The sequence below is a fragment of the Bacillus sp. NPDC094077 genome, from assembly GCF_050279465.1.
In the GTDB taxonomy this organism is placed as follows: Bacteria; Bacillota; Bacilli; order Bacillales; family Bacillaceae_G; genus Bacillus_A.
In genome coordinates, this window is sequence record NZ_JBNNUF010000004.1 from 400,791 (window position 1) to 426,850 (window position 26,060).

At 37.0% G+C, this 26,060-nt stretch carries 28 protein-coding genes and 1 pseudogene; 15 read left to right on the forward strand and 14 right to left on the reverse strand.

Features of this window, described 5'->3' with window-relative positions; genetic code table 11:
- Positions 1-79 precede the first annotated feature (79 nt).
- Positions 80-433 carry a YxeA family protein gene (locus tag ACQKNR_RS13830; RefSeq protein WP_427318401.1) on the forward strand — a complete coding sequence of 118 codons (354 nt, stop codon included), beginning with the start codon at positions 80-82 and terminating at the stop codon, positions 431-433.
- 27 nt (positions 434-460) lie between these two features.
- On the opposite strand, the gene ACQKNR_RS13835 is transcribed toward ACQKNR_RS13830, so the two are convergent.
- On the reverse strand, positions 461-922 hold the full coding sequence (locus ACQKNR_RS13835; protein WP_427318402.1) for a DUF523 domain-containing protein: 462 nt from the start codon (positions 920-922) through the stop codon (positions 461-463).
- A gap of 79 nt (positions 923-1,001) precedes the next feature.
- On the opposite strand from ACQKNR_RS13835, the pseudogene ACQKNR_RS13840 reads away from it, so the two are divergent.
- A pseudogene (locus ACQKNR_RS13840) lies at positions 1,002-1,178 on the forward strand (helix-turn-helix domain-containing protein); the annotation flags it as partial.
- 84 nt (positions 1,179-1,262) lie between these two features.
- On the opposite strand, the gene ACQKNR_RS13845 reads toward ACQKNR_RS13840, so the two are convergent.
- The 3 genes from ACQKNR_RS13845 to ACQKNR_RS13855 form a co-directional block, all read right to left on the reverse strand.
- Positions 1,263-2,510 carry an MFS transporter gene (locus tag ACQKNR_RS13845; RefSeq protein ID WP_427318403.1) on the reverse strand — a complete coding sequence of 416 codons (1,248 nt, stop codon included), beginning with the start codon at positions 2,508-2,510 and terminating at the stop codon, positions 1,263-1,265.
- Between the two features lie 257 nt (positions 2,511-2,767).
- Complete coding sequence (locus ACQKNR_RS13850; RefSeq protein ID WP_427318404.1) at positions 2,768-3,244, reverse strand: GyrI-like domain-containing protein; 477 nt, start codon at positions 3,242-3,244, stop codon at positions 2,768-2,770.
- Positions 3,245-3,421: 177 nt separating this feature from the next.
- Positions 3,422-4,411, reverse strand: a complete 990-nt coding sequence (locus ACQKNR_RS13855; RefSeq protein ID WP_427318405.1) for an NAD(P)/FAD-dependent oxidoreductase — start codon at positions 4,409-4,411, stop codon at positions 3,422-3,424.
- Between the two features lie 462 nt (positions 4,412-4,873).
- Between ACQKNR_RS13855 and ACQKNR_RS13860 the strand changes: the two genes are divergently transcribed.
- The 5 genes from ACQKNR_RS13860 to pepA all read left to right on the forward strand — a co-directional run bounded on the left by ACQKNR_RS13860 (position 4,874) and on the right by pepA (position 9,464).
- On the forward strand, positions 4,874-6,082 hold the full coding sequence (locus tag ACQKNR_RS13860) for an NAD(P)/FAD-dependent oxidoreductase (protein WP_427318406.1): 1,209 nt from the start codon (positions 4,874-4,876) through the stop codon (positions 6,080-6,082).
- A 200-nt stretch (positions 6,083-6,282) separates the two neighbouring features.
- Positions 6,283-6,789, forward strand: coding sequence for an NUDIX hydrolase (locus ACQKNR_RS13865; protein ID WP_427318407.1), 507 nt, complete (start codon positions 6,283-6,285; stop codon positions 6,787-6,789).
- Entirely contained in the window at positions 6,786-7,103 is a 318-nt protein-coding gene (locus ACQKNR_RS13870; RefSeq protein ID WP_427318408.1) for a YuiB family protein, read from the forward strand. The genes ACQKNR_RS13865 and ACQKNR_RS13870 overlap by 4 nt, the downstream gene beginning before the upstream one ends.
- An 86-nt stretch (positions 7,104-7,189) precedes the next feature.
- Positions 7,190-7,816 carry a 3D domain-containing protein gene (locus ACQKNR_RS13875; protein WP_427318409.1) on the forward strand — a complete coding sequence of 209 codons (627 nt, stop codon included), beginning with the start codon at positions 7,190-7,192 and terminating at the stop codon, positions 7,814-7,816.
- Positions 7,817-7,979: 163 nt separating this feature from the next.
- Positions 7,980-9,464: a cytosol aminopeptidase gene (gene pepA / locus ACQKNR_RS13880; RefSeq protein ID WP_427318410.1), complete on the forward strand. Its 1,485-nt coding sequence runs from the start codon at positions 7,980-7,982 to the stop codon at positions 9,462-9,464.
- Between the two features lie 149 nt (positions 9,465-9,613).
- Here the strand turns inward: pepA and cdaS are convergent, their stop codons facing one another.
- Positions 9,614-10,219, reverse strand: a complete 606-nt coding sequence (gene cdaS / locus ACQKNR_RS13885; protein ID WP_427318411.1) for a sporulation-specific diadenylate cyclase CdaS — start codon at positions 10,217-10,219, stop codon at positions 9,614-9,616.
- 143 nt (positions 10,220-10,362) lie between these two features.
- Between cdaS and ACQKNR_RS13890 the strand changes: the two genes are divergently transcribed.
- Together ACQKNR_RS13890 and galU are read left to right on the forward strand one after the other, a co-directional pair.
- The gene (locus tag ACQKNR_RS13890) at positions 10,363-12,087 is read left to right on the forward strand and encodes a phospho-sugar mutase (RefSeq protein ID WP_427318412.1); all 1,725 of its coding nucleotides are present in this window, start codon (positions 10,363-10,365) and stop codon (positions 12,085-12,087) included.
- A 108-nt stretch (positions 12,088-12,195) separates the two neighbouring features.
- Positions 12,196-13,083: a UTP--glucose-1-phosphate uridylyltransferase GalU gene (gene galU, locus ACQKNR_RS13895; protein WP_427318413.1), complete on the forward strand. Its 888-nt coding sequence runs from the start codon at positions 12,196-12,198 to the stop codon at positions 13,081-13,083.
- A 198-nt stretch (positions 13,084-13,281) separates the two neighbouring features.
- Here the strand turns inward: galU and ACQKNR_RS13900 are convergent, their stop codons facing one another.
- Together ACQKNR_RS13900 and ACQKNR_RS13905 are read right to left on the reverse strand one after the other, a co-directional pair.
- A complete protein-coding gene (locus tag ACQKNR_RS13900; RefSeq protein WP_427318414.1) occupies positions 13,282-13,875 on the reverse strand; it encodes a biotin transporter BioY in 594 nt (197 codons plus the stop codon).
- Between the two features lie 50 nt (positions 13,876-13,925).
- A complete protein-coding gene (locus ACQKNR_RS13905) occupies positions 13,926-14,669 on the reverse strand; it encodes a DUF3298 and DUF4163 domain-containing protein (protein WP_427318415.1) in 744 nt (247 codons plus the stop codon).
- A gap of 95 nt (positions 14,670-14,764) precedes the next feature.
- On the opposite strand from ACQKNR_RS13905, the gene ACQKNR_RS13910 reads away from it, so the two are divergent.
- Positions 14,765-15,148 (forward strand): hotdog fold thioesterase, encoded by a 384-nt coding sequence (locus tag ACQKNR_RS13910; protein WP_427318416.1) that lies wholly within the window; start codon positions 14,765-14,767, stop codon positions 15,146-15,148.
- A 40-nt stretch (positions 15,149-15,188) separates the two neighbouring features.
- Here the strand turns inward: ACQKNR_RS13910 and ACQKNR_RS13915 are convergent, their stop codons facing one another.
- Positions 15,189-16,565: a glycine--tRNA ligase gene (locus ACQKNR_RS13915; protein ID WP_427318417.1), complete on the reverse strand. Its 1,377-nt coding sequence runs from the start codon at positions 16,563-16,565 to the stop codon at positions 15,189-15,191.
- A 344-nt stretch (positions 16,566-16,909) separates the two neighbouring features.
- Positions 16,910-17,623 (reverse strand): DNA alkylation repair protein, encoded by a 714-nt coding sequence (locus tag ACQKNR_RS13920; RefSeq protein ID WP_427318418.1) that lies wholly within the window; start codon positions 17,621-17,623, stop codon positions 16,910-16,912.
- Positions 17,624-17,740: 117 nt separating this feature from the next.
- On the opposite strand from ACQKNR_RS13920, the gene ACQKNR_RS13925 reads away from it, so the two are divergent.
- Complete coding sequence (locus ACQKNR_RS13925) at positions 17,741-18,208, forward strand: hypothetical protein (protein WP_427318419.1); 468 nt, start codon at positions 17,741-17,743, stop codon at positions 18,206-18,208.
- Between the two features lie 217 nt (positions 18,209-18,425).
- On the opposite strand, the gene ACQKNR_RS13930 is transcribed toward ACQKNR_RS13925, so the two are convergent.
- A complete protein-coding gene (locus ACQKNR_RS13930) occupies positions 18,426-19,751 on the reverse strand; it encodes an ArsB/NhaD family transporter (protein ID WP_025149555.1) in 1,326 nt (441 codons plus the stop codon).
- 289 nt (positions 19,752-20,040) lie between these two features.
- Here ACQKNR_RS13930 and kapD point away from each other — a divergent pair, with 289 nt between their 5' ends.
- Positions 20,041-20,664 (forward strand): 3'-5' exonuclease KapD, encoded by a 624-nt coding sequence (kapD, locus tag ACQKNR_RS13935; protein ID WP_427318420.1) that lies wholly within the window; start codon positions 20,041-20,043, stop codon positions 20,662-20,664.
- A 40-nt stretch (positions 20,665-20,704) separates the two neighbouring features.
- Here the strand turns inward: kapD and ACQKNR_RS13940 are convergent, their stop codons facing one another.
- A complete protein-coding gene (locus ACQKNR_RS13940; RefSeq protein ID WP_427318421.1) occupies positions 20,705-21,088 on the reverse strand; it encodes a kinase-associated lipoprotein B in 384 nt (127 codons plus the stop codon).
- Positions 21,089-21,251: 163 nt separating this feature from the next.
- Here ACQKNR_RS13940 and ACQKNR_RS13945 point away from each other — a divergent pair, with 163 nt between their 5' ends.
- Both ACQKNR_RS13945 and sodC read left to right on the forward strand, forming a co-directional pair.
- The gene (locus ACQKNR_RS13945) at positions 21,252-21,428 is read left to right on the forward strand and encodes a hypothetical protein (RefSeq protein ID WP_318346652.1); all 177 of its coding nucleotides are present in this window, start codon (positions 21,252-21,254) and stop codon (positions 21,426-21,428) included.
- A gap of 68 nt (positions 21,429-21,496) precedes the next feature.
- Positions 21,497-22,036 carry a superoxide dismutase [Cu-Zn] gene (sodC, locus tag ACQKNR_RS13950; protein WP_427318422.1) on the forward strand — a complete coding sequence of 180 codons (540 nt, stop codon included), beginning with the start codon at positions 21,497-21,499 and terminating at the stop codon, positions 22,034-22,036.
- 103 nt (positions 22,037-22,139) lie between these two features.
- Here the strand turns inward: sodC and ACQKNR_RS13955 are convergent, their stop codons facing one another.
- The gene (locus ACQKNR_RS13955; RefSeq protein ID WP_427318423.1) at positions 22,140-23,291 is read right to left on the reverse strand and encodes a MalY/PatB family protein; all 1,152 of its coding nucleotides are present in this window, start codon (positions 23,289-23,291) and stop codon (positions 22,140-22,142) included.
- A 117-nt stretch (positions 23,292-23,408) separates the two neighbouring features.
- On the opposite strand from ACQKNR_RS13955, the gene ACQKNR_RS13960 reads away from it, so the two are divergent.
- The gene (locus ACQKNR_RS13960) at positions 23,409-23,660 is read left to right on the forward strand and encodes a YugE family protein (RefSeq protein WP_193412981.1); all 252 of its coding nucleotides are present in this window, start codon (positions 23,409-23,411) and stop codon (positions 23,658-23,660) included.
- A gap of 29 nt (positions 23,661-23,689) precedes the next feature.
- Here ACQKNR_RS13960 and ACQKNR_RS13965 read toward each other — a convergent pair whose 3' ends face one another.
- Together ACQKNR_RS13965 and ACQKNR_RS13970 are read right to left on the reverse strand one after the other, a co-directional pair.
- Positions 23,690-24,529, reverse strand: a complete 840-nt coding sequence (locus ACQKNR_RS13965) for an alpha/beta fold hydrolase (RefSeq protein ID WP_427318424.1) — start codon at positions 24,527-24,529, stop codon at positions 23,690-23,692.
- Positions 24,530-24,791: 262 nt separating this feature from the next.
- A complete protein-coding gene (locus ACQKNR_RS13970) occupies positions 24,792-25,784 on the reverse strand; it encodes a 2-hydroxyacid dehydrogenase (protein WP_427318445.1) in 993 nt (330 codons plus the stop codon).
- Positions 25,785-26,060: the final 276 nt, after the last annotated feature.

The window sequence follows — 26,060 nt, forward strand, 5'->3', positions numbered from 1 at the left end:
ATGTCATGTTTTTGAATTTCTTCTTTAAAGCTTGGGCTTTAAGATAAGGATATAAGAAAAAACACATGAGGTGAAAGAAATGAAAAGATACATTGCACTTTTTAGTATTTTAGTTGTTTTTGCAAGTCTTTTAGTTGGTTGTGATTTAAACCGTATGGGTAAAGATGAATATTACGTTCAAATTACAGTAGATGGAAAAGAGTATAATGGTAAATCTAATGATGGTGAGCCATATAAAAATTACCGATATAAACTAACTGGTTTTGATAAAGACGGTAAAGAGAAAGAGTTAGAATTCATAGCTCAAAAAAATCTTCGTAAAGAAGCATTCCTACGTGTATATCACTCAGATAAAAAAGGTGTATCAGCTTGGGAAGAAGTGAAGAAGGACGAGCTTCCTGCGAAAGTGAAAGAAAAACTAGGTGCGAAATAAGAAAGAAAAAGGAATTGACGAACAGGGTCAATTCCTTTTTTCATTCTCAAAATCTTCTTCTGAAATGACTTTAAATCCATTTCTTTTAAATAAAGCTGTTGTTACCCCGTAACCAGTTTGTTTATTGCCGTTAAATTCTCCTGTGTAAATAGTAGAACTACCACAAGATGGACTACGCTCTTTTAAAATAATATATTCTGGATTTAAATCTTTTATTTGTTCTAATGCTTTATAAGCACCACGCACGAAAGCTTCTGTGACATCTTCACCATCTTTTGTCATCACTCTCGCTTTTCCGTCCAAAACGTCATCGCCATTCCCATCAATAATTTCAGCTGAAGGACGAGGCGTTGGCAATCCTCCTAATACTTCAGGACAAACGAGGATAGTATCTTCTCTTTGTAATAACTCCTCTATTTTGGAAACAAGATTATCGTTGCCGTCATACCGACAAGCGATACCACCTAAACAAGCACTAATTACGATCATATTTTCATCTCCAATAAAAAATATTAAATATCACGCCAATTTCGCTTCCTGCTTCTTACCTATAAATGAGGTGATAAAAATGGGAAGCTTATATAATTTAATGAAACCATATAGTGAATTTCGAAGTAAAGAAGAGTTTAATACATACCAAAAACAAGTTTTGAAGTACTATCGATTTCAATTGAATAAAACTGATTCTATCATTATTTATTTTTTAGGAAAGTATGCGGTGAATGAGAAACAAAAAACAGTGGGGAGCAGCGTTGAGAAGAAGTAAGGGGATACGACTATTTGATCCATTTAAAAAAGAGTCATGCGTATAATGCATGACTCTACGTAGCTAATCGAACTTCCTTACAACTGGAACACGAATTGCGACAAATAGTACGAAGACGATAACAGCGATTGCACCGCTTTTCATAACTGTTACGATTGGAATTCCTATTGCAAGCGCAATTGATGTGAATGCATAAGAAAGCGGGATAAAGCCCATTGACGATAGCATAAGTAAACTCATTACGCGTCCCATCATTTCTTCTTTTACTGTCGATTGAATCATTGCCATAAGCGGAACAATCGCCATTGCGATTGTAATACCGTAAAACATGCCGGCTAATAATGCTTGCCAAAGTACAGTGCTAAAGTTGATGGATAAGAAGAATACACCAGAAAGTAGCATCATGATAATGCAAAATAGACCACGTCTGCGGTTAATGTTTTTTAATCCGACAATGACAGCGCCTATTGCCATCCCACCACCAACAGCTGCTTCTAAGTAACTGAACTGGAGGGAATCACCGTGCAGCACGTTTTTAACAAAAAGCGGGAAACCGACTTGCATCGGACCGATTAAAAATAAGTTTAAAAAGGCGCTACAAATGAGAAAAGTTGAAAGGAATGGTGATTCCTTTACATATAAGATTCCTTCTTTAATAGAAGTGAACATGCCTTTGTCTGTATCTTTTTGTTTTGCCATCGTAAATTGTATTTTTTGAACGAGTATGGCCGCGACGATCAGTAATAAAATCGTAATCGAAAAGATTGTTTCATAGTTCGTAAATTTGATAAGAATTCCGCCAAGTACAGGTCCCAAGATGACCGATGCTTGGTTTGTCATTTGTGTAAGTGAGTTTGCTTGTGTTAAACGGCTTTTTTCTACAAGTTCCGGTAAGATAGATCCATCAGCTGACCAGAAAAAAGCATCAGCAAGTCCAAAGAATAAAGCGAATAAAGCAAATGTATATAGTGTTACATCACCGACGATAAACCATGTGAGAATGGTTGCGACAAGAATAGCACGAATAATATTGGAGTAAAACATAATATTTTTTTTCGGGAATTTATCAGCTACAGCGCCGCCGACAATCATAAAAATAAGCCTTGGAACACTAAGGGCTACGAAAACAACACCGAGTGAAGCCTCAAGGTTTAATGTTTTTGCTATGTACCACGTTTGTGAAAAAGTAAAAAAGGCTAAAGCAAAGCTTGAAAAGAGAGTAGCTGCCCAAAGGAAAAGGAAATTCGTATTTTTTAATAACGGTTTTCCACTGCCCTCTACAGCAGATTTATTTTGTTGTAGTTCCTCCATATTGCTTCCTTTCTATGTATCATTTTTAGACTAAAAAAAACTATTAACAATCGTTTTACCCCGCATTAACGGGCAGTAAACGCCCGATTAGTTCAACTAATAATCAGTGGGGGATGGATGAAACCCCCACTGATTATAGTTTCACTTTATACAGTTTCTAATATTTCTATACTGCACTTTCTCATTGTAGACAATAATAATGAATTTGCCCAGTGGCTATTTAACGACAAAAAAGAAGATACCAAAGGGTATCTTCTTTAAGCTAATGCGATATAAATATCTACTTGCGCGTTATTTGGATCTAACACTCTTTCATCATAAAGCTCGAAATCTGTTGTAAAGGCACGTTTATTTTCTTTCGACCATTGCCAAATGTATTCCCAAGCCTCGCAAACGACCTCAGAAACTGGACCTTTTCTCGTTGTAAATACCGCATATGTAGCGGCAGGTATTGTTAAAGTTGTCATATTTTCAGGAATGTCTTCTAATGAAGAAACGAGCATGCCAATCGTAAATGTATATGTACCAGTTTCATCTGATTCGTAATTTGAGTAGAAAGCGAATGTTTCCTTTGTTTGTTGATTTGGGATGTGATGCATGATTTGTTCTTGGAAGTATTGCTTCCAAAGTTGTGGGATTTTTCCTTCAGTAGATGCCTCTTTTTTATTTGTTGTCGTAATAGAAATGCCGATTGCTTGGAAAGCTTCTTTTTTTACGATAATAGGTTCTTTCATTATAAAATCTCCCTCCATTAAACGAAACGTATGTTCTATTTAATTGTAACATATTTTGGGAGGATGTGGTATTTTTCGCTAAAGTAGATAGCTGTGAAGAAAGAGAGATAATTTGGATTAGGGATCTCTATAACGAAAGAACTCCTTTCATGTAAAAGGAGTTCTTTCGTTTCTATATTAAAACATACTAGAGCTATGCATCGGTTGAAGTTTTGCGTTTGGATCAAAGTAAGCTTTGGCATTGTTTACTGCTGTTGGTGCTTCACCAAAGCCGCAAGCAATGAGTTTTACTTTTCCTTCATATGTACAAATGTCACCAGCAGCATAAATGCCAGGAATATTTGTTTCCATTTTCGAGTTCACGAGAATGCTGTTTTTTTGGATATCTAAGCCCCAGTTTTTAATTGGGCCAAGAGATGAAACGAAGCCGTAGTTTACAATTACGTCATCGACATCGATGATAACTTTTTCTTCAGTTTTTACGTGCTGAAGAACGACTTGTTCAATTTTGTCATCACCAATGAGTTCAACTGGAACGTACGGTGTACTTACTTCTGCACGAGAATTCATCAAGTTCTCGACGCTATGTTCATGTGCACGGAATTTATCACGGCGATGAACGATTGTAACTTTGTCAGCAATCGGTTCTAACATCATTGTCCAGTCTACCGCAGAATCGCCGCCACCAAATACTACGACACGCTTGCCAGCAAATTTATTCATATCATCAACGAAATAATGTAAGTTTTTCTTTTCATATTTTGCTGTATCTTCTAATTCTAAGCGGCGTGGTTGGAAAGCACCATTGCCAGCAGTAATAATGACTGATTTAGAATAGTGAGTTTGTTTATTCGTAACAAGTTTAAATATACCGTCAGCTTGTTTTTCAAGCGTATCAACAGCTTCTTCTAAGCAAACGGTTGGATCAAATTTCTTCATTTGCTCTTTTAAGTTATCAACTAACTCTTGCGCACGCACTTTTGGGAATCCAGCTACATCATAAATGTATTTTTCAGGGTAGAGTGCGGATAATTGTCCCCCAAGTTGAGGTAAGCTTTCAATGATCTTTACACTTGCTTGTCTCATACCACCATAAAATGCTGTGAATAGTCCTGTTGGACCACCACCAATAATCGTTATGTCGTAAACTTTTTGATTTTCTGTCACTTTCATTCCCCCTATAGATGGAATTTTGATATTGATTTCATATATTGTTCATATGTACACGAAAATCCTGCAAATGATGACACTTTCAAATAAATGATAGCATACTTGAGTTTATAATACTTCTGAAAACGACTGAATTATATGTAAGTTTTCGCATAGCTGGTTTTTTAATTGTATAAAATATACAGAAAGGAAAATACATGAAAAAAAGGCTGAAAAACCCTTGAAAACGCTATGTTATTTTAAAATATTGATAATTCTCTAGGTGCTTGAATTCTAGAATAAAACCGACTAATATAGGGAAGTATTATGTTAAATTTCTATGACAAAATTCGTACGATTTTTTGAATACGTTTTGTTACGATATAGAATGTGATAAATTCCACATTCTTGACAAATAGAGTTTTTAGTACTTGGTATTATTTTTTATTACTATTATATAAAGAAAAGGGTTGTGATTTGGTGAAGACTCCAAAAATCGTAGTTTTAGGTGCAGGTTATGGTGGGATGATTACGACTGTTCGTCTGCAAAAAGCATTATCTGTAAATGAAGCTGAAATTACGTTAGTAAACAACAACAGCTATCACTACCAAGCGACTTGGTTACATGAGAGCGCAGCTGGTACATTACAAGATGAAAAAATCTGTCTAGATATTCAAGACGTTATCGATACAAATAAAGTGAACTTTGTACAAGATACAGTAGTAGAAATTAAAGCTGCTGAAAAACGTATTATCTTAAAAGATGGCGAATTAGAGTATGATTACTTAGTAATCGGTCTTGGGTTCGAATCAGAAACATTCGGAATTACAGGATTAAAAGAGCATGCATTCTCAATCGCTAACATTAATGCAACTCGTCAAATTCGTGAGCATATGGAAGCTAAATTCGCTCAATATGCAACTGAACAACGTGATGAGTTAGTTACAATCGTTGTTGGTGGTGCTGGATTTACTGGTATCGAGTATGTAGGTGAGCTTGCAAACCGTGTTCCTGAACTTTGCAAAGAGTACAATGTACCACGTGAAAAAGCACGCATTATCTGTGTAGAAGCTGCTCCAACAGCACTTCCTGGTTTCGATCCAGAACTAGTAGAGTACGCTGTAAAACAACTTGAGAAAAAAGGCGTAGAATTCCGCATCGGTACAGCAATTAAAGAAGCGACTGAAGAAGGAATTATCGTTGCAAACGGTGACGATACTGAATTACTTAAGTCTGAAACAGTAGTTTGGGCTGCAGGTGTTCGTGGTAACGGTATTGTGGAAGAGTCTGGCTTTGAGGCAATGCGCGGACGTGTAAAAGTTGATGAGTACATGCACGCTCCAGGATACGAAGATGTATTCATGGTTGGTGACGCAGCGTTAATCATTAATGAAGAGATTAACCGTCCATACCCACCAACAGCACAAATTGCGATTCAACAAGGTTACAACATTGCACACAACTTAACTGTGTTAGTTCGTGGTAAAGGCGAAATGAAAAAATTCGCATTCGATAATAAAGGATCTGTATGTTCATTAGGTCATGACGATGCAATGGGCGTTGTTATGGGTAAAAAGTTAACAGGTTGGAAAGCTTCCTTCATGAAGAAAGTGATCGATAACCGTTACCTATTCTTACTAGGTGGACCTTTATTAGTTCTTAAAAAAGGTAAATTAAAGTTCTTCTAATATATAGTAGAAAAAGCAGAAACGGCTAAGAGCTGTTTCTGCTTTTTTCGTATCATACACATTTTTTATTAACAGTATATCAAAAATATGGAATTTATCATATCTCATTTGAAAGGAAAAGTCACAGTGTATTTAAAAATATAGTATAATATATAGAAAAGAAAGAATATTCCGTTGTTTTCAGTGGAGGTGGTTACAGCATGGGAAAGCGAGGGAAAGTATGGTTAGCTGTTAGTGGTTTAGTGGCTACAACAGATGGCAGGTGGCTATTCGTTAAGAAAAAATACAGTGGATTAAAGGGGAAATGGTCTTTACCAGCTGGTTTTGTAAATGAAGGTGAGACGATTGATGAAGCTGTGAAACGTGAAGTACTAGAAGAGACAGGTATTGTCGCTCATGTGAAGGGGATTATTGGTATTCGATCGGGCGTTATTCGTAATGAGATTAGTGATAATATGATTATTTTCCTTTTGGAGCCTGAAGGGGAAAATATTATTGTACAGGAGAAGGAATTGTCTGAAGTAGCGTTCTTACATCCAGAGAATATTGCGGATGATCCAAATACGTCTGTACTTATTAAATATTTGTTAGAAAGAAAATCAGAACTACATCTTGAAATGGACAAAACATTAAATCCAGGAGAGCAATTTGGTTATACAGCTTATCATGTATTTACGGCGCATGTGAAGGAGAGGGAGAAAGAGTGAGTATACCGGTACTACTTATTTCAATGATGTTATTCTTTATTTTGTTTTTTGGAATTGGATTTTTACTCAACATGATTTTGCGAGCTACATGGGTAATGGTTATTGTTTATCCGATTGTTTGTATGCTTATTATTAATAAAGCGAGTGTGTGGGATTATTTTTCAAAGCCAAAAGAAACATTTTCTTCATTTGGGACAAGTGTATCGCATTTAGGACAAGCAGATGTGTTTATTTTGACTACCGGATTAGTAGGTGCCGCTTTGGCAGGAATCGTAATTAAGAAACTTCGGAAAAGCGGATATCAAATGTTTTAATCTCCAATCAATTTGGAGATTATTTTTTTGCATATTCCTTCATCGTATAGGGAATGATTAACGATGAAGGAGTGTGGAATATAAAAATGTTAAAACGATATTGTATTCGCATTATGATGACTTGTTTACTTGCACTCGCATTATGCGTAACATGGCAGGCTTTCACTGGAGTTTCTTTAGTGGAGATTTTAAAATCATATGAAGAAACGGGTGCAAAAGAAGTACATGCAGCAGAAATTGAGAGAAATGTTGTTCCGAGTAAAGAAGTGATAAATGCTTTAGAGCAGGCGAAAGACTGGTCTAAATATCGTGTAATTGAAATGACAGCAACTGGTTATACGTCGGGGATCGAATCAACTGGTAAGAGGCCGGGACATCCAGAGTATGGTATTACATATTCAGGAGTTAAAGCGAAAAGGGATTTATATTCCACAATCGCTGCAGACTTACGCGTATTCCCGATTGGAACGATTCTATTCGTGCCAGGTTACGGGTATGGTGTAGTAGCTGATAAGGGCGGTGCTATAAAAGGAAACCGTCTTGATCTATATTATGATACGGTGAAAGATGTTTATAGCCAATGGGGTAAGAAAAAAGTAAATGTATATGTAGTAAAAGTAGGAAATGGTAAGTTTACAGAAGAAGAGTTAACGATGTTAAATCAAGACGAAACGATGCAAGTGTTCCGTGGTCAATATTTAAAACAAAGGTAGTCTAGTGGTAATAACACTAGACTTTTTTTCTTTCTTTCTTATTTCATAAAAGAAGAAATTGGAAGTCCATGGGTTTTATACATGATATAACAGAAGTTAGAATTGTCGCATTTTATCGAAAATAAAGTTATAATAGAGGTAGAGAAACTTAGGGGGTCTGAACATGTTTCAAGTACAAAAAGAGTTAGCAAGCCATGAGGCGGTAATTGTTGCTTTATTTGAAGAAGATAAAACGAGTAGCTTTGTACAAGAACTAGACAAAGCGTTCGAAGGGCAATTACAAGCTTTAATAGAAGAGAAAGAGTTGTCTACGAAGAAAAAGGCCATTTCAAAAGTGCATAGTTTAGGGAAAACAAATGTGAAACGTTATTACTTTGTTGGCTTAGGTAAGAAAGAGTCTTATACGACAGAAACGTTACGTAGGGCTCTTGGTAAGGCGTTTAAAACATTACAAGCAGCAAAAGTACAAGACGCAGCAATCTTACTTGATTCTTTCGTGACAGAGAAATTAGATGCGATTGATGTAGCGCACATTGCGGCAGAAGTACAAAGCCTTGGTACATATGAATTACAAACGTATAAAACAGACAAAAAAGATCGTGTAGAGTTAGAGAAGTTCACAGCTATTACAGGAGAAGACGAGAAGGAAATTGAGGCTGCATTAATAGTTGGCTACGTACATGGACGTGCAACAAATTCAGCTCGTACACTTGTAAATATGCCGCCCAACGTATTAACAGCGACGAAACTTGCTGATTATGCTGTTGAATTAGCAGAAAAATATGATATGGATTATAAAGTTCTTGAGAAGGAAGAGATGGAAGATCTTGGTATGGGTGCGTTACTTGCTGTGAACCAAGGTTCTACAGAGCCGCCGAAAATGATTGCTCTCATTTATAAAGGAAAAGAAGAGTGGACAGATGTCATTGGATTCGTTGGAAAAGGAATCACATACGATACAGGTGGTTATTCTTTAAAACCGCGTGAAGGTATGGTCGGTATGAAAGGTGATATGGGCGGTGCTGCTTCTGTTTTAGGTGCGATGGAAATTATCGGAGAACTTCGCCCAGAGCAAAATGTGATCGCTGTTATTCCGTCAACTGATAACGTTGTAAGTGGTACAGCATTTAAGCCAGACGATGTGATTACATCTATGAGCGGAAAAACAATTGAAGTATTAAATACGGATGCAGAAGGCCGCTTAGCGTTAGCTGACGGTATTACGTATGCGAAAAAACTTGGTGCAAACTACCTTGTTGATGTTGCAACATTAACAGGCGGTGTAATTGTTGCACTTGGAAATCATACAACAGGCGCAATGACAAATAATGAAGAGTTGTTTGAGCAAGTGCTAGAGGCTTCTATGGAAACAGATGAGCCAATTTGGCAACTACCGATTTTTGAGCGTGATAAAGAACGTGTCAGAAACAGCAAGTTTGCTGATCTAAATAACTCACCAGGCCGTGAAGGACACGCGATTATGGCAGGTACATTCCTAGGTGAATTCGCGGAAGATACACCGTGGGTACACTTAGACATCGCTGGAACATCTGAAACAACAGGAGCACATGATTTAGGACCATCTGGAGCAACAGGTGCAATGGTACGTACACTTGCAACACTTGTTGAACGTTTCGGGGAAGAATAATTTTTTGAAGAAAAGGCTGTCTCAAATTTTGGGGACAGTCTTTTCTTATTTGATACGGTACACCTATTGTTAGTTTTTTTCGGTAAGTCGATATAAATTTATTTACTATTGTACTGTTCAAAAAAGTGTTACATAGTGAAAGATTCGTCCTATAAAGAAATCGTATATAAGGTTCCATTTAATGCAAATGAAGTGCGGCCTGTTTCTTCAGAGACAACTAATATAAGTGCATCGCTTTTTTCTGATAAGCCAATTGCAGCTCTGTGACGTGTCCCTAGTTCAGGATCAACTTCTATGCTTTTCGTTAACGGAAGAATATTAGCTGCTGAGACGATATAGTTGTTTTTGACGAGAACGGCTCCGTCATGAAGGGGATTACCTGGATAAAAAATTGATTCGAGTAACGGTGCGGTTAAATGAGCGTTTAATGTTGTCCCAGTTTGAATGAAAGATTCAAGCGTCTCATTTCGTTCTACAACAATAAGAGCACCATGTTTTCGGGTGCTTAAATGTTGAACAGCTGTTGTGATAAAATGTGAGCTTTCCGTATAAGGTGATAAATACGCCTGGATATAGTATGTAGCTGCTAATGTCTGCACATTTGCTAACATATGATGAATATCTTCCATTCTGCATAAAATACATTCATCTTCTTTATCGATTGCTTGCCTCATAATGGATAATTCTTTTTCAGCAATTCCAATCATTTGTTTTGTTTGTATTTTGAGCTCTTCTGACAAACCCCATTCTTGCATAATCTTCATTCCTTTTGGTGGAGTATTTAATCATAGTGTATACAAATATGTATAGTAAAATCCTGCTAGATTTTATAAAATATTGAGAGACAGGTTGTTTTTTTCATATAATAAAGGTATGACAAGCGAGAGGAGATAGAGATATGAATTGGAAACAAGAATTTAGTCGCTGGCTTTCATATGCAGAATTAGACGCAGAATTAAAAGAACAGCTAGAAAATATGAAGCAAGATGAGAAGAAAATAGAGGATAGCTTTTATAAAAATTTAGAGTTCGGCACAGGTGGTATGCGCGGTGAACTTGGTGCTGGTACGAACCGTTTAAATGTATATACAGTTCGTAAAGCGACACAAGGATTAGCGGAATTTATTGAAAAATTAGGTGAAGAAGCGAAGAAGCGCGGTGTTGTTGTAGCGTATGATTCTCGTCATAAATCACCTGAGTTTGCAATGGAAGTAGCTGCTACACTTGGTGCACACGGCATCACAACATATGTGTTTGAAAGCTTACGCCCAACGCCAGTGCTTTCTTTCGCAGTTCGTCATTTACATACAGTAAGCGGAATCGTTCTTACGGCAAGTCATAATCCACCTGAATATAACGGATATAAAGTATACGGTGAAGATGGGGGACAATTGCCTCCAAAAGAAGCTGATGAGTTAATTAGCTACGTAAATGCAGTAGAAGATGAATTAACAGTTGAAGTAGCTGACGTGGAGCAATTAAAGGTGAAAGGCTTATTACATATTATTGGACAAGAAGTAGATGATGCATATGCAGCAGAATTGAACAATGTCATTATTAATAAAGAAATGGTGCAAAAGGTTGGTAAAGACTTAAAAATCGTCTTTACACCATTACACGGAACATCAAATGTTTCTGTACGCCGTGGTTTAGAAGAAGTTGGATTTACAGATGTAACGGTTGTAAAAGAGCAAGAGCTACCAGATCCAAACTTCTCTACAGTAAAATCACCGAACCCAGAAGAGCACGCAGCATTTGAGTATGCAATTCGTGACGGTGAAAAAATTGGTGCAGATGTGTTAATCGCAACAGATCCTGATGCAGACCGTCTAGGAGTAGCAGTTCGCAATCACGATGGTGAGTTCCAAGTGTTAACTGGTAACCAAACAGGTGCATTAATGCTTGATTACTTACTATCTCAAAAGAAAGAAAACGGAACTCTTCCGGAAAACGGTGTTGTTTTAAAAACAATCGTAACGTCTGAAATTGGCCGTACAATTGCAAAAGCATATGGTCTAGATACAGTTGATACGTTAACTGGATTTAAATTTATTGGCGAGAAAATTAAGCAGTATGAAGAAAGCGGACAATATGAGTTCCAATTCGGTTATGAGGAAAGCTATGGTTATTTAATCCGTCCATTCTGCCGTGATAAAGATGCGGTACAATCTGTTTTATTTGCATGTGAAGTAGCTGCATACTACAAATCACAAGGAAAAACGTTATACGATGGTCTATTAGAAGTATTTAAGAAGTACGGTTTCTTCCGTGAAGACCTTGTATCATTAACGTTAAAAGGGAAAGACGGAGCGGAAAAAATCCAAGAGATGATGGCGACATTCCGTGAAAATCCTCCGAAAAAAGTAGCGGGCTTAACAGTCATAGCGGTTGAAGATTATAAAGCAAGCATCATGACATCTTTACAAGATGGACATAAAGAAGAGATTCACTTACCGAAGTCAAATGTGTTAAAATATCAATTAGAAGATGGTTCTTGGTTCTGTTTACGTCCATCTGGAACAGAGCCGAAGATCAAGTTCTACTTTGGTGTAAAAGATAATTCTTTACAAAATAGTGAACAAAAGTTACTTACTATTAAAGAAGATATTATGAATCGTTTATAATATAAAGTAATTTTAAGTAGTAGGAACAAAAGGGAAGCGAAACTTCCCTTTTGTTCTATGTAAGGAAATAATCGTTATTGATCCTGATAGAAGAGAGGGTATTTTGTGATGAAAAAAGTAAGAAAAGCGATAATCCCAGCAGCTGGATTAGGAACACGTTTTTTACCAGCAACAAAAGCAATGCCAAAAGAAATGTTACCGATAGTAGATAAACCAACTATTCAATACATTGTAGAAGAAGCAGTAAAATCAGGAATCGAAGATATTATTATCGTTACTGGTAAAGGAAAGCGCTCTATTGAAGATCATTTTGATAATGCATTTGAGTTAGAGCAAAACTTATTAGAAAAGAAAAAGTATGAGTTACTTGAAAAGGTACAGGCTTCTTCAAAAATGGTAGATATTCATTATATCCGTCAAAAAGAGCCAAAAGGGTTAGGACACGCTGTTTGGTGCGCACGTAAATTCATCGGTGATGAGCCATTTGCTGTTTTATTAGGTGATGATATCGTTCAAGCTGAAAAGCCGTGCTTACGTCAATTAATCGAAGAATATGATAAAACACTTTCTTCTGTGATTGGTGTACAAACTGTTCCGGAAACAGAAACACACCGTTACGGAATTATTGATCCATTAGAGCAAGAAGGACGTCGTTACCAAGTTCGTAATTTCGTTGAGAAACCAGCACAAGGAACAGCACCTTCAAACTTAGCAATTATGGGACGTTACATTTTAACGCCTGAAATCTTCATGTTCTTAGAACAGCAACATGTCGGTGCTGGCGGTGAAATTCAGTTAACAGATGCAATCCAAAACTTAAATGAAATTCAACGTGTATTTGCTTACGATTTCGAAGGAAAACGTTACGACGTAGGTGAAAAGTTAGGATTCGTTCAAACGACAATCGAAATGGCCCTGCAACATCCAGAGTTACGTGATGACATGGTTACAATGATGAAGAAAATTTTAGAAGAACAAACGAATCAAGAATCTTAATATAAAAAAAGAGTTATTTCAGTATACTGAAATAACTCTTTTTTATCCCGCATTAACGGGCAGTAAGATCCCCCACCTCAAAATTCAGCGAAAGCAAAGAAGTTAGGTGGGAGATCAACTGCCCGTAAAAGCCCGATTGGTTCAACTAATAATCAGTGGGGGATGAACAAAACCCCCACTGATTAAAGTTTCACTTTATTAGGAAATCGTCGAATGAGAATGCTGATAAGCAGAACGGCGTACAGCGTAGTATATACGAGGTGCGATAATAGCACCGACAATTGTAAATGCAATATCTTTTACTGCGAACCACATCATAATCATCCAAGCAGCTTTATAGCTCATATTACCGCCCATGAAGAGATTGACTGCCCCATACATATAAGTAGTACCGATAATATAAGTTAAAATGATTCCTGCGAAAGAGGCAATTGCAAATGTAATGAATGTTGGTTTTTCTTTTTGCTCTACTAGTTTTCCTGATACGTAAGCAACGATAATAAATGCGATAATAAAACCACCAGTAGGATCTAAAAGTGCCCCGAATCCAGCTTTGAAGTTAGCGAAGATTGGTGCGCCGGCTACTCCAACGAGCATATACACAGTCATGGATAATGCACCAAGTCTACTTCCAAGAAGAAGACCTGCTAAAATTGCGAAAAATGGTTGCATAGATAATGGGACGCCTGCTACTTGTAGGAATGGTGCCCAAGATACAATATTTGCACCGATAGCCATAAGAGCAACGAACATGGCAGCTAATGCTAAATCTAAAACATGTAATCTTCTCATAATGTTAACCTCCTGTTGTTTTTTGGTTAACATTATCGTAGCGAAAATATTTACTTGTTGTCAATCAAAATATTTTGATAAGAAGGCTTTAAATAGTCTCTTAGCAGCGTATATGGAATTCGAAATTGTGGAACTCCGCTTGCATAAGGAGCGATCTCATATAGAGGGAAATAAATAACGAGATTGTTTGGTTCTAAAAAGAAATGAAATTTTTTAGCACTCATTACTTTTTCCGTTGCATCAGGAAAATAAATACTTTCATTTTGTTTAATTTGTCTTACAATCTCTGCACGGATTACTTCTTTATATTTATCTTTTTGTTGAAATAAATCGTCTAAGTGTAGTAACTTCTTTTCATTTAAATCAAATGTGTTTGCCTTCCACTTATAAAGACCATGTGCTCCGGCTGTATATTGATAGTAATTCACATATAGGCTGAGAAAAGGGGGGTTGTTTAAAGAGACTTTATAATCAACATTCGCCACGTATGGGTGAAACGGTGTACTAGATCCTTCTGTTTCTTTATAATATTTTTGGGCTTCTTTTACTAATTTGTTTTTAAATTTGTCAGTAGATTTCTTGTAATAGAAATTGAGCTTATTTTGAAATTTAGAATCGGAAAAGTTGTGAAAGGAAGGCCTATTAATTTGATATTCTATATAAGGTTTCTTACCTTTTTGCGTTACGGTCTTCACATCAATTGTCAGGTTGGTTGCTTTGGCTACTGTTGCACAATTTGGTACAATAGTCAGCAAGGAGAACATAAGCAGTAGTATACAAAATTTCTGTTTCATTTAGGTGAAACCTCCTTATATAAGTGTTATAGGTAGTTTGAAAATAAATAGGTAAAATTATACATTTAATTAAAGTGAAAGAAGAGGGGATCGATATGGCAAAAACTTTAATGGATTCACTTGGAATTGAGTTGTTAGAAATGACTGAAGAAAAGGTGGTTGCTACGATGCCTGTTGATGAGCGTACGCATCAGCCATTTGGCTTTTTACATGGTGGTGCATCTGTTGCATTAGCAGAAACAGTGGCAAGTGTCGGTTCATACAATTTAATTGACCAAGAGAAATGCATTTGTTTCGGTTTAGAAATTAATGCAAACCACATCCGTTCAAAGAAAGATGGGGTTGTAACAGCGATCGGGACGCCGATACATAGAGGGCATTCAACGATGGTTTGGGATGTTCGCATTATTGATGAGAATGATGATTTACTATGTATTTCAAGATGTACAGTAGCAATTAAAGAAAAACGTGAAAAATAGAAAAGAGGCTGCTCGTTAGAGCAACCTCTTTTTCTTATAATTAGAACTGGATTTTATTCTCTAAGAAACCTTTTAGTTCGCTAATTGGCATACGAACTTGTTCCATTGTGTCACGGTCACGTACTGTAACAGCTTTGTCTTCAACTGAGTCGAAGTCGTATGTGATACAGAATGGTGTACCGATTTCGTCTTGACGACGGTAACGTTTACCGATAGAACCAGTTTCATCAAAGTCTACCATGAAGTCTTTAGCTAGTTCTGCAAATACTTCAGTAGCACCCTCAGATAGCTTTTTAGATAATGGTAAGATAGCTGCTTTGTATGGTGCTAAAGCAGGGTGGAAACGAAGAACTGTACGAGAATCGTTTTCTAATTGCTCTTCTTCATATGCATCGCATAAGAACGCTAATGTTACGCGGTCTGCGCCTAAAGATGGTTCGATGCAGTATGGTACGTAACGCTCATTCGTTTGTGGATCAATGTAGTTAAAGTCTTCGTTTGAGTGTTCCATGTGACGTTTTAAGTCGAAGTCTGTACGAGATGCAACGCCCCAAAGTTCGCCCCAGCCGAATGGGAATTTGAATTCAATATCAGTTGTTGCGTTACTGTAGTGAGATAACTCTTCTTCACCGTGGTCACGAAGACGCATGCTTTCTTCAGTCATACCAAGTGAAAGCAACCAGTTTTTACAAGTTTCACGCCAGAATGCGAACCACTCTAAATCTTCACCAGGCTTACAGAAGAATTCAAGTTCCATTTGTTCGAATTCACGTGTACGGAATGTGAAGTTACCAGGCGTTATTTCGTTACGGAAACTCTTACCGATTTGGCCAATACCAAATGGAAGTTTTTTACGCATAGAGCGTTGTACGTTTTTAAAGTTTACGAAAATACCTTGTGCTGTTTCAGGGCGAAGGAAGATTTCGTTTGTGCTAGACTCTGTAACACCTTGGAATGTTTTGAACATTAAGTTGAACTGACGGATTTCCGTAAATTCTTCGCTACCGCAATCTGGGCATTTTACTTCATGTTCTTTCATTAAGTCAGCCATTTGGTCGAAAGTAAGACCGTCAACAACCATTTCGATACCTTTTGCATCTAATGCATCTTCAATTAATTTGTCAGCACGGTGACGAGCTTTACATTTTTTACAGTCGATCATTGGATCGTTAAAGTTACCAACGTGACCAGAAGCGATCCAAGTTTTTGGGTTCATTAAAATAGCTGCATCTAAACCAACGTTGTGTGGAGATTCTTGAATGAATTTTTTCCACCAAGCTTTTTTAACGTTATTTTTTAATTCGATTCCAAGTGGACCGTAGTCCCAAGTGTTTGCAAGACCACCGTAAATTTCAGAACCAGGGAAAACAAAACCGCGATGTTTCGCTAAGTTTACAACTTGTTCCATTGAATACATAGTAAAATCCTCCTTTTGAAAGTTAACGTATTGGCGATGACGTACTGGGTACTTGTGAAACGAGGAGTATATGCTTTAAAAACATAAAAAAACGCTCGTCCCAAGGCTTATTTGCCTAGGGACGAGCGTTTGCCCGCGGTTCCACCCTAGTTGATGCACAAAATGCGCATCCACTTTATCATGTATTGCTCGGGACTGCCGTTTCCTCGCAGCTTCAGGCTTTCACTATCCCTGAATCGCTTTTTATGCAAGTACTTATAAGTCCGTCATCGCTACTTATATTAATAATAATGAACATATTCTAACACGTTCTTTTTTAAATCACAATAGAGGAACGCGTCTATCTATGATAGAGTCTCGCCTATTTTTTCGTTATTTATTCCGTAATTTTGTTTAATGTGCTTAATTGCTTCGCGTTTGCTTAATGGAGCGAGTTCGTTGTTTTGAGCGTATTCCCAAACGACATCGGGCTTTGTTTTTGCATATTCACGAAGGACCCAGCCGATTGCTTTTTGAATGAAAAATTCTTTTGAAGAATGTAGTTGTCCAATAATCCAGAAAAGAAGTTCTTCATCCATCTTTTGTTTATATTTCAGTTGGAATAAAATAGCGGCGCGTTGTAACCATATGTTTTCTGATGCAATCCATTTTGGAATATATGCAGAAATCAATTCTGGACGTTTTAAAAAGATATCACCTAAAAATGTAGGGACAATGCTATCAACAGTGTCCCACCAAGATTTCGTGACGATAAGTTCTTCTAAAAAGGGGATATGAGTTTCGTTTATATGTTTTTTATATTTTTGCATGATATCGAGTGCTGCCGCTTGAAATTCACGCTCTGGCAAGTCCCAAAGCTCACGTACGATAATTTGGAAGTCTTTTTTGTCTGGGAGAGTATGTATTTGAATAACGTCTTTCAATAATTGTCTTCTCTCGGGAGTTTGAATACCGAGAAACGGGAAGTGATTTTTCATATAACGTGCCATAGGCTCTGCTTTTTCAGGATTTTGATGAGCTGTAAAATGTTCTTGTAATGCTTTTACAAATGGATGCATACGTGTTTCTCCTCTCTTATTATCTTTCTCATATTATTATACAAAGAGTTTGGGTGAATTTTAAAACATAACTTGTAGAGTAATGAAATATGTTGAGAAGAGAGAGGAGAGGATAAGATGGAAGATCAAGGCGTACTAGCAGGTTTCTTTGCTCTTAGTTTTGCGTTTATTCTTGTTATATTGATTTGGGCAATTATTTCGTATTTGTTAACGGCTTTTGCACTTTATACGATGGCAAAAAATGATGGCGCAACGGATGGTGTTCTTGCATTTATCCCTTTTGTAAATAGTAAGACATGGGGTGACTTAGCAAAAGACAAATTACCAGATTTCTTGAAAGAAGAAGCAGGATGGAAAGTATTCGGTATATATGTCGCATGTTTCATTTTTAGTTATGTACCAATTATAAGTTTACTAGCAACAGCTGTTTCGATTGTGTTGTCTATTTATCTCATCTACGCTATTTTAGACAGATACGGAACGAACTCTATATTATTTACGATTATTCATGTAATCACATTTTCGATTTTCTTGCCAATTCATTTATTCATTATTCGAAATGAGCCGGTGAAGTATAACGAGTAGGTTTGTCGTTTTTGTTGATAATATTGGTTTGGAATAAAATTTAATCAAAACATATTTAAAATTACTTAATTGAAAAGATAAACCATCGTGTCTTTTTTACAAACATGGTGACTGTATTTCAAATCCACAGATAAGTAGATATGTTATGTCGAATCGGCGATATGTTGTAGATACAAGTAAAGAAAAAAGCGCTCTGCTTATCAGAGCGCTTTTTCTACTACATAAGGTAGCGTAAATAAATATAAATATGAGAAATGATTAATGAAACGATCATAATTGGGAAACCGACTTTTAGGAAGTCCATGTAGCTAAACTTATGTCCTTCGCGGCTCGCGATACCTGCAACGATTACGTTAGCAGAAGCCCCGATTAATGTTCCGTTTCCACCTAGACAAGCACCTAATGCTAATGCCCACCATAATACATCGATTTGTGCATCAGAAGGTGATAAACCTAGTCCAACTGCCATATCGTTAATAAGTGGGATCATTGTTGCAACGAATGGGATGTTATCGATTGTTGCAGAGGCGATACCAGACACCCATAAAATAAGGATAGATGCGTAAGAAATATCTCCGCCTGTTATACCAATTACTTTTTGAGCTAACATTTTAATAAGACCGATATCGATAAGTCCTCCAACGAGTACGAATAGTCCTGCGAAGAAGAAGATCGTTACCCACTCTACACTTGCGAATACTTCTTCAATTTCATGTTCTTTCACACCGATTAGCATAAGTACAGTAGCACCAGTTAAGGCAATGATAGCTGCATCGATATGGAAGATGGAATGAGTCATGAAACCTACAATCGTAAGTCCAAGTACTGTTAAAGATTTTTTCATTAATACTGGATCTTTAATGTATTGTTTTTCATCTAAGCTCATTAATTTTTTAACTTGTACAGGATCAGCAATTAATTGCTTACGATACATGAAGTAAAGCATTGTTGCTGTAACTGCAATAATAATAATTACGATTGGAGCTAGATTCAGTAAGAAAGCATTGAAGTCTAGATGTTTATTTGCAGAACCAATCATAATGTTAGGTGGATCCCCAATTAAAGTTGCTGTTCCTCCAATGTTTGAAAAAATAATTTCAGAAAGTAGGTATGGAACAGGATTTACTTGCAAGATGCGCGTAATAGATAAAGTAACTGGAACAACAAGAAGTACAGTTGTAACGTTATCTAAAAATGCGGAGCCAAGCGCGGTAAGTAAGGAAAGTGAAATTAAAATTTTAATTGGATTTCCTTGTGCCCCTTTTGCTGCTTTAATGGCAACGTATTGGAAGACACCTGATTTACTCGTAATGTTCACTAGAATCATCATACCAATAAGTAACGTAATCGTTCCCCATTCAATATGTTTCGTAAAGGCGTTGTGTAAATCAACAACCCCCACAATTACCATGAGTGCCGCACCAAGAAGTGCGATGACAGCGCGATTAATTTTTTCAGAAATAATAATGGCATATGTAATTAAAAAGACTGCGATAGCAAAATAATACTGCCAGTTAGCGAGCTCTTGCGTTGTTTCGTGCAAAACTCTCATCTCCCTTCATTCACTTTTTCTTAGTGTGTCAAAAATAATCTAGAAGAAACACACATAACGTCATTATAAAGTAGAAAAATGGCGGATGTAAATGAAAGGGTGATTTTGTCATATTTTCTGCATAGGTCATTTTTTCTTATTTTTAAAAATATTTGTGGGCATTTGACATATATATAAGATACATCCAATCTGAATATTTAAAATGGAATTAGTATTCGAGCTTGTTCGTGTAGGAGTATCAAATAGAAAGGAATGATAAAAATGATAAGGAAGGGATTGTATGGATGAACAACGATTTTTGTTTTTAGATTTTGAGTTTACGATGCCCCAGCATAGAAAGAAACCAAAAGGGTTTTTCCCAGAGATTATTGAGGTAGGACTTGTTTCAGTTGCTGGTTGTAAAGTAGAAGATACGTATTCATCACATGTCAGGCCGAAAACATTTCCTTCTTTAACGGATCGATGTAAGAAATTTTTAGGAATTAAACAAGAAGTCGTGGATAAAGGCATTTCATTTCCTGAACTTGTTGAGAAGCTTGCAGAATACGAAAAGAAATGTAAACCGACCATTGTAACGTGGGGAAATATGGATATGAAAGTTTTAAAGCATAATTGTGAAATGGCGGGAGTGGTTTTTCCGTTCTTTGGACAGTGTCGTGATTTATCGCTTGAGTATAAAAAGTTTTTTGGAGAACGAAATCAAACTGGGTTATGGAAAGCAATTGAGGCGTATGGAAAAGTAGGAACAGGGAAGCATCATTGTGCGCTTGATGATGCGATGACAACGTACAATATTTTTAAATTAGTAGAAAAAGATAAAGAGTATTTAGTGAAACCAGCACCTCCAACATTAGGAGAACTCGTTGATTTTTCAAAAGTGTTAAAGAAAGTAAGTACACAGTAACGACCAAATTGCACAGTATGTAATTTGGTCGTTTTGTTTTTTAAAGTTTGTAATCTTGTTTCAATTGCTGAAGTGTTTCTAGGCTGCGTTTTGCAAAAGGTGAATCATCTTCAGAAAATGAATTCATTTGAGTTTTTAATGCTAATTGTAGCGACTCTGTATAATCGGGGATTTCTCCGTCATACTTTTTCACCATTTGTTCTGGAATGTTCGTTTGCTCACGAAAAGCTAAAGCGCGTCTTTCATGGAAAAATGGTACGTCAGCTTGTTTTACATTATGTAAGTCACCCTGCGTCGGATGTTTTACAACAGCTAGTACTTTTACGACATAACTGCCAGGGCGGCTATTTGTAATTTCACCGATGTATTTTCCTGTTTTATAAATACCAGTAACGATTTCGCCAATTTCAAATGTTTCTCTCATATTTTTCACCTCAAGTTTATAGTAAGGAAAGTGTGAGAAGGAGTCAAAGAAATGATTCGCTCTCGAAACGCCCCTTGAGAATATGAATCGGTTCAACTATAATTTAAATGATATGACAGAAAATTCTGATGCTTCATAAATCCCCTAATAAGGAGTGTTCTATATGATGCCTTTATATTTTCCAGAAGATAAAACAGAATATATTATTCCAGGAATTGTTTGCGTTCTATTTATTATCGGTGCAATTGCTACGTGGCGTATGTTCATTCGTGTATCAAAACGAGAAGCAGAGCGATTACAGAAAGCAGAAGAAAAACTTTTAGCTGAAAAGAAACAGTAATGCATTTTTGTATGTTTCCCTCTATGCTCGGACACGCTAAGGGCAGAATGTATTTTGGAGGGAATAAAATGAAAAAACGGCTTTTTTTCAGTTGTTGTTTATTATTTCTGATGGCAGGTTGTGACCAAGGAAAGCCGAAAGAAATTGACGTGAAATTACATAATGCTTCAGGAGATGAAGTGGGGACTGCGAAAGTAGTGCAGCAAACAAGCGGAGTGAAACTTAAGATTAAAGGGGAAGGTTTTACACCAGGCCCGCATGGAATACATGTGCATGAAATTGGGGAGTGTAAAGCACCTCGTTTTGAATCATCGGGGAATCATTTTAATCCTGATAAGAAAAAGCACGGGCTACTCAATCCGAAAGGTGCAGAAAATGGAGATTTACCGAACGTAATTGCAGACGGTTCTGGAAAGATTAAAGCGGAAATCGATGCGCCGCATATAACACTTGAAGAAGGAAAAACGACGATTCATAGAAAAGATGGAGCGTCTATTATTATTACAGAAAACCCTGATGATGGTATGACACAGCCGGCAGGCAAATCAGGTGATCGAATTGCTTGTGGCGTGATTGTGAAAAAAGCATCGGATATGAAGAAAAAGTAAAAGCTACCGTGAATGGTAGCTTTTTTGTAAAACGGTATGATAGTGGTTACTACTAATAAAAGGAGGTTGTCCTAAAATAATTTGGGGACAACCTCCTTTGCTATTATGAAAATGTATGGCGCAGTCTGTTTAAAATTTCTTCTAAAACAGACCTTGGACAACCGATGTTAATTCGAATATGTTCTTCTCCGCCTAATCCATATTTTTCGCCAGGTTCAACGATGATTTTCCCTTTTTCCTCAAGTAATGTGGTGCGTTCACTTTGAGACAGCATTAGGCGAGAGCAATCAATCCATAATAGAAAGCTACCTTCTGGCTTTGTAACAGAAAGAGTAGGTATGTGCGTTTCAATGTATTCACTTGCGAAACGAGCATTCTCTTCTACATATAATCGGATTTCATTTAGCCAATCATTACATTCTGTATAGGCACTTTGCATCGCTGTATAGGCGAATATATTTAATCCGTGGAAGCCTTGTCTATATTGGATAGATGTAAAAGCTTGACGGAGTTTTTTGTTTGGAATGATAATAATCGATGCTTGTAATCCAGCGATATTAAATGTTTTACTTGGAGCCATACAAGTAATAGTGCGCGCTGCTAATTCTTCAGATAAAGAAGCGAACGGCGTATGCGTATGATTTGCGTAAATAATATCAGCATGAATTTCATCCGCGACAACGATTACATTATATTTGGTACATAATGAGCCCAGTTTTGTGAGTTCTTCTTTCGTCCAAACACGTCCGATTGGATTGTGAGGGCTACAAAGAAGCATTAGTTTTACACCTTGTTGAAATTGCGTTTCTAAATGTTCGAAGTCTATCGTATATGTATCATTTTCTTTATGTAATGGACTTTCACATAATTGTCTGTTGTTTGTTGTAACCATTTCGAAAAATGGTGGATAAATAGGTGGTTGTACGAGAACGGATTCATTCTCTTGTGTGAAAGCTTGTATGCTCGTACTAAGAGCTGGGACAATTCCCGCACTAAATACAATCCATTCTTTTTGAATATCCCAGTTGTACTGTTTTTTTGTCCAGTTACAAATAATATCCCCAATATGTTCAGGTGGAAGTGTATAGCCAAAAATAGGATGTTCGATACGTTTTTGTAATGCAGTTTGAATTGGTTTTGGTACTTCAAAATCCATATCGGCAATCCAGGCATGAATGAGTTCTTCGTTTTTATAAGTATCCCATTTTGTACTATGTGTTCCGCGCCGATTTACCGTTTTATGAAATAGCTGCATATGTTTGCCCCTTTCTTCTGTGAAACCGCTAAGTTATGAAAGTTCTCTCTCTTCTTATAGAATAGCTGATGTGATAGGATAAAGAAAAGTATTAAAAAGTGAAAAGGCGGGAAGCAGATGGGTACATATGAAAAGATGATAGAGGTTGTGAAAAATTGGGATCCGTTTCAAATGGGGCCGGAGTTTTATGAAACAGAAGCGAGCGATGTTGTGAACGTCGCAAGTGTGTTTGACGATCCAAAATACATCGCAAAGAAGATTCAACATATATACTTTATGTCTTTTGAAGAAGTGCCTGCGCTTGAAAAATGTGAGAAATTAGCTAAAGAGTTACTTGTATTAAAAGAAGGCGGAAGTTGTTCATTATAGGCTGTCGGAATTTCCGACAGCCTTTTAAATTATTGTGCGGAAAACGTAATGATCTCCTCATAAACATGTTCAGGCTTTTCTTCGGGGAGTAAATGTCCTGTGTTTTCATAAGAAATAAATTTCGAATTCGGTAAATCCTTGTGTAGACGATGACCTACATGTACAGGGACGACGCGATCTTTTTCACCCCAAATGAGTAGTGTAGGGGTTGTGATTTTTTGTAACTCAGTCGATGAAAGATCACCTTCACGGTCTCGTATCATGCGAGTTAAAGCTGGGAATATACGGTTGTCATAAAACGGAGCGGAGTAACCTTCCTTCATTTCATCGTCAATTAATGAGTGATCATGAACGACATTCATTAAGTTATGAACAATACCGCGCCTTATAATCCAGTTCTTTACGTATAAATGAAAGAACGGTAAATAAGAAGAATACAGTAAAGGTAAGGTTGCGCGTGCTAAATAGCTAGAGCTGCATAGTAAAATCGTCTTTGAGATTAGTTCAGGACGTATACGGTTTACATAGAGAGAAATTTGCCCACCCATAGAATGCCCAACTAACACAATATTTGAGAGAGATAAATGTTCAATTAAATCGATAATAATCGTTGCCAAATTGTGATAAGAATACTTAAATAGATGAGATTTATCACTTTTTCCGAACGGTGGTAAATCAAGAGCCAGTACTGTTCCTGCTTTCGATAGTAAAGGAATGAGACGGCGGTAACTGAATGAGGAAGATAAAAAGCCGTGAACGAGTATGAAAGTAGGACGTTCCGTTTTGTTATCATGTTCATACAATTCGTAATGAATAGTAGTGCCGCGAGTGGAAAAAGTGAAATAAGGACAAGTATATTCATGATTCATTTTTTGTCACTCCATTGATTTTTGTTCATATCATCTCCAGACAACAAAAAAATATGTTAACAAAAAAAGGCAAGATGACGATGTCATCTTGCCTTTCACTTATTTATCCCGCTATTTGCGGGCAGTAAGACTCCCACCTCAAAATTCGGCGAATGCGAGGAAGTTAGGTGGGAGATAACTGCCCGTAAAAGCCCGATTGGTGTGGGCTAATAATCAGTGGGGGATGGGCAAAACCCCCACTGATTAAAGTTTCACTTTATCATTACCCGCGAACAATATTAGGTGGTGTTTTTCCTTGTAATCCTGCAACTAAATTTTCAGCGGCTGTCATGGCCATTTGCTGCCGAGTTTTTAATGTTGCAGATCCGATGTGCGGTAAAGTCACAACATTTTGTAATGATAAGAGTGGATTATCTTTTTGAATCGGTTCTTGTGTAAAAGTATCGATGCCTGCTGCAAAGATTTTCTTTTCTGTTAATGCATGGATTAGCGCTGCTTCATCTACTGTTTTCCCACGGGAAGCATTAATAAAGATTGCTGTTTCTTTCATTAATGAAAACTCTTTTTCTCCGATAAGATGATACGTTTCATCTGTTAATGGAGTAAGAAGAACAATAAAGTCAGATTGCTTGAGTAGCGTTTGTAAATCACAATATGTAGCATCAAATTTTTGTTCTGTTTCTTCTTTACGGTGGCGGTTATAGTAAAGAACGTTCATATCAAATCCGAATTTTGCTCGTTTTGCAACAGCTTCTCCAATTCGTCCCATTCCGATAATACCAATTGTACTATGGTGCACATCTAGTCCGAAATGTTCTTTTCCTATTTCAGCATTCCATTCACCATTTTTCACATAGGAATCGAGTTCGCAAACGCGGCGCCCAGCAGATAACATAAGAGCAAAAACAAGGTCAGCTACTGTATCGTCTAGTACGTATGGTGTATTCGTTCCAATAACATTTCGCTGTTCCATCGCTTGTAAATCAAAATTATCGTAACCAACAGAAATGTTGCTCACTACTTTTAAGTTAGGAGCCACATCTAATAATTCTTTATTAATAGCAGATCCGAAATTTAATAACCCATCTTTATCTTGTATTTTCTCCAATAGAACCTCACGAGGTACTTTCTCATTTTGATCCCATTTTTCGTAATCACAGTGTTCTGATAAATAGTTTTCTACAAATGTTGGAACTGGTTCAGCAATATATACTTTTGGTTTCACGGTTCCATCCCCTTTCCTCTTTATCACGATTGGTGTGGGCGAATAACCAGCGGGGATGAATCTCCCACTGATTAAAGTTTCACTTTACCCCGCTATTGGCGGGCAGTAGGACTCCCACTTCAAAAAACGACTGAAGCAAAGAGGTTAGGTGAGAGATCAACTGCCCGTAAAAGCCCGATTAGTGTGGGCTAATACTCAGTGGGGATAAACCTCCCACTGAGTAAAGTTTCACTTTATTTTGACACAATTCTCTAAAAAAATCTTCTTTTCAAACTAGAAAAGGTATTTGTATAATTTAGACACAAA

Coding starts and splice junctions, on each gene's coding strand:
- ACQKNR_RS13905 (WP_427318415.1), bottom strand. CDS start 14,669: ATGAAACAGAAATTTTGTATACTACTGCTTATGTTCTCCTTGCTGACT.
- pepA (WP_427318410.1), top strand. CDS start 7,980: ATGTTTCAAGTACAAAAAGAGTTAGCAAGCCATGAGGCGGTAATTGTT.
- ACQKNR_RS13850 (WP_427318404.1), bottom strand. CDS start 3,244: ATGAAAGAACCTATTATCGTAAAAAAAGAAGCTTTCCAAGCAATCGGC.
- kapD (WP_427318420.1), top strand. CDS start 20,041: ATGGATGAACAACGATTTTTGTTTTTAGATTTTGAGTTTACGATGCCC.
- ACQKNR_RS13955 (WP_427318423.1), bottom strand. CDS start 23,291: ATGCAGCTATTTCATAAAACGGTAAATCGGCGCGGAACACATAGTACA.
- ACQKNR_RS13925 (WP_427318419.1), top strand. CDS start 17,741: ATGGAAGATCAAGGCGTACTAGCAGGTTTCTTTGCTCTTAGTTTTGCG.
- ACQKNR_RS13960 (WP_193412981.1), top strand. CDS start 23,409: ATGGGTACATATGAAAAGATGATAGAGGTTGTGAAAAATTGGGATCCG.
- ACQKNR_RS13845 (WP_427318403.1), bottom strand. CDS start 2,510: ATGGAGGAACTACAACAAAATAAATCTGCTGTAGAGGGCAGTGGAAAA.
- ACQKNR_RS13890 (WP_427318412.1), top strand. CDS start 10,363: ATGAATTGGAAACAAGAATTTAGTCGCTGGCTTTCATATGCAGAATTA.
- galU (WP_427318413.1), top strand. CDS start 12,196: ATGAAAAAAGTAAGAAAAGCGATAATCCCAGCAGCTGGATTAGGAACA.
- ACQKNR_RS13910 (WP_427318416.1), top strand. CDS start 14,765: ATGGCAAAAACTTTAATGGATTCACTTGGAATTGAGTTGTTAGAAATG.
- ACQKNR_RS13875 (WP_427318409.1), top strand. CDS start 7,190: ATGTTAAAACGATATTGTATTCGCATTATGATGACTTGTTTACTTGCA.
- ACQKNR_RS13920 (WP_427318418.1), bottom strand. CDS start 17,623: ATGCATCCATTTGTAAAAGCATTACAAGAACATTTTACAGCTCATCAA.
- sodC (WP_427318422.1), top strand. CDS start 21,497: ATGAAAAAACGGCTTTTTTTCAGTTGTTGTTTATTATTTCTGATGGCA.
- ACQKNR_RS13965 (WP_427318424.1), bottom strand. CDS start 24,529: ATGAATCATGAATATACTTGTCCTTATTTCACTTTTTCCACTCGCGGC.
- ACQKNR_RS13835 (WP_427318402.1), bottom strand. CDS start 922: ATGATCGTAATTAGTGCTTGTTTAGGTGGTATCGCTTGTCGGTATGAC.
- ACQKNR_RS13865 (WP_427318407.1), top strand. CDS start 6,283: ATGGGAAAGCGAGGGAAAGTATGGTTAGCTGTTAGTGGTTTAGTGGCT.
- cdaS (WP_427318411.1), bottom strand. CDS start 10,219: ATGCAAGAATGGGGTTTGTCAGAAGAGCTCAAAATACAAACAAAACAA.
- ACQKNR_RS13940 (WP_427318421.1), bottom strand. CDS start 21,088: ATGAGAGAAACATTTGAAATTGGCGAAATCGTTACTGGTATTTATAAA.
- ACQKNR_RS13945 (WP_318346652.1), top strand. CDS start 21,252: ATGATGCCTTTATATTTTCCAGAAGATAAAACAGAATATATTATTCCA.
- ACQKNR_RS13915 (WP_427318417.1), bottom strand. CDS start 16,565: ATGTATTCAATGGAACAAGTTGTAAACTTAGCGAAACATCGCGGTTTT.
- ACQKNR_RS13900 (WP_427318414.1), bottom strand. CDS start 13,875: ATGAGAAGATTACATGTTTTAGATTTAGCATTAGCTGCCATGTTCGTT.
- ACQKNR_RS13830 (WP_427318401.1), top strand. CDS start 80: ATGAAAAGATACATTGCACTTTTTAGTATTTTAGTTGTTTTTGCAAGT.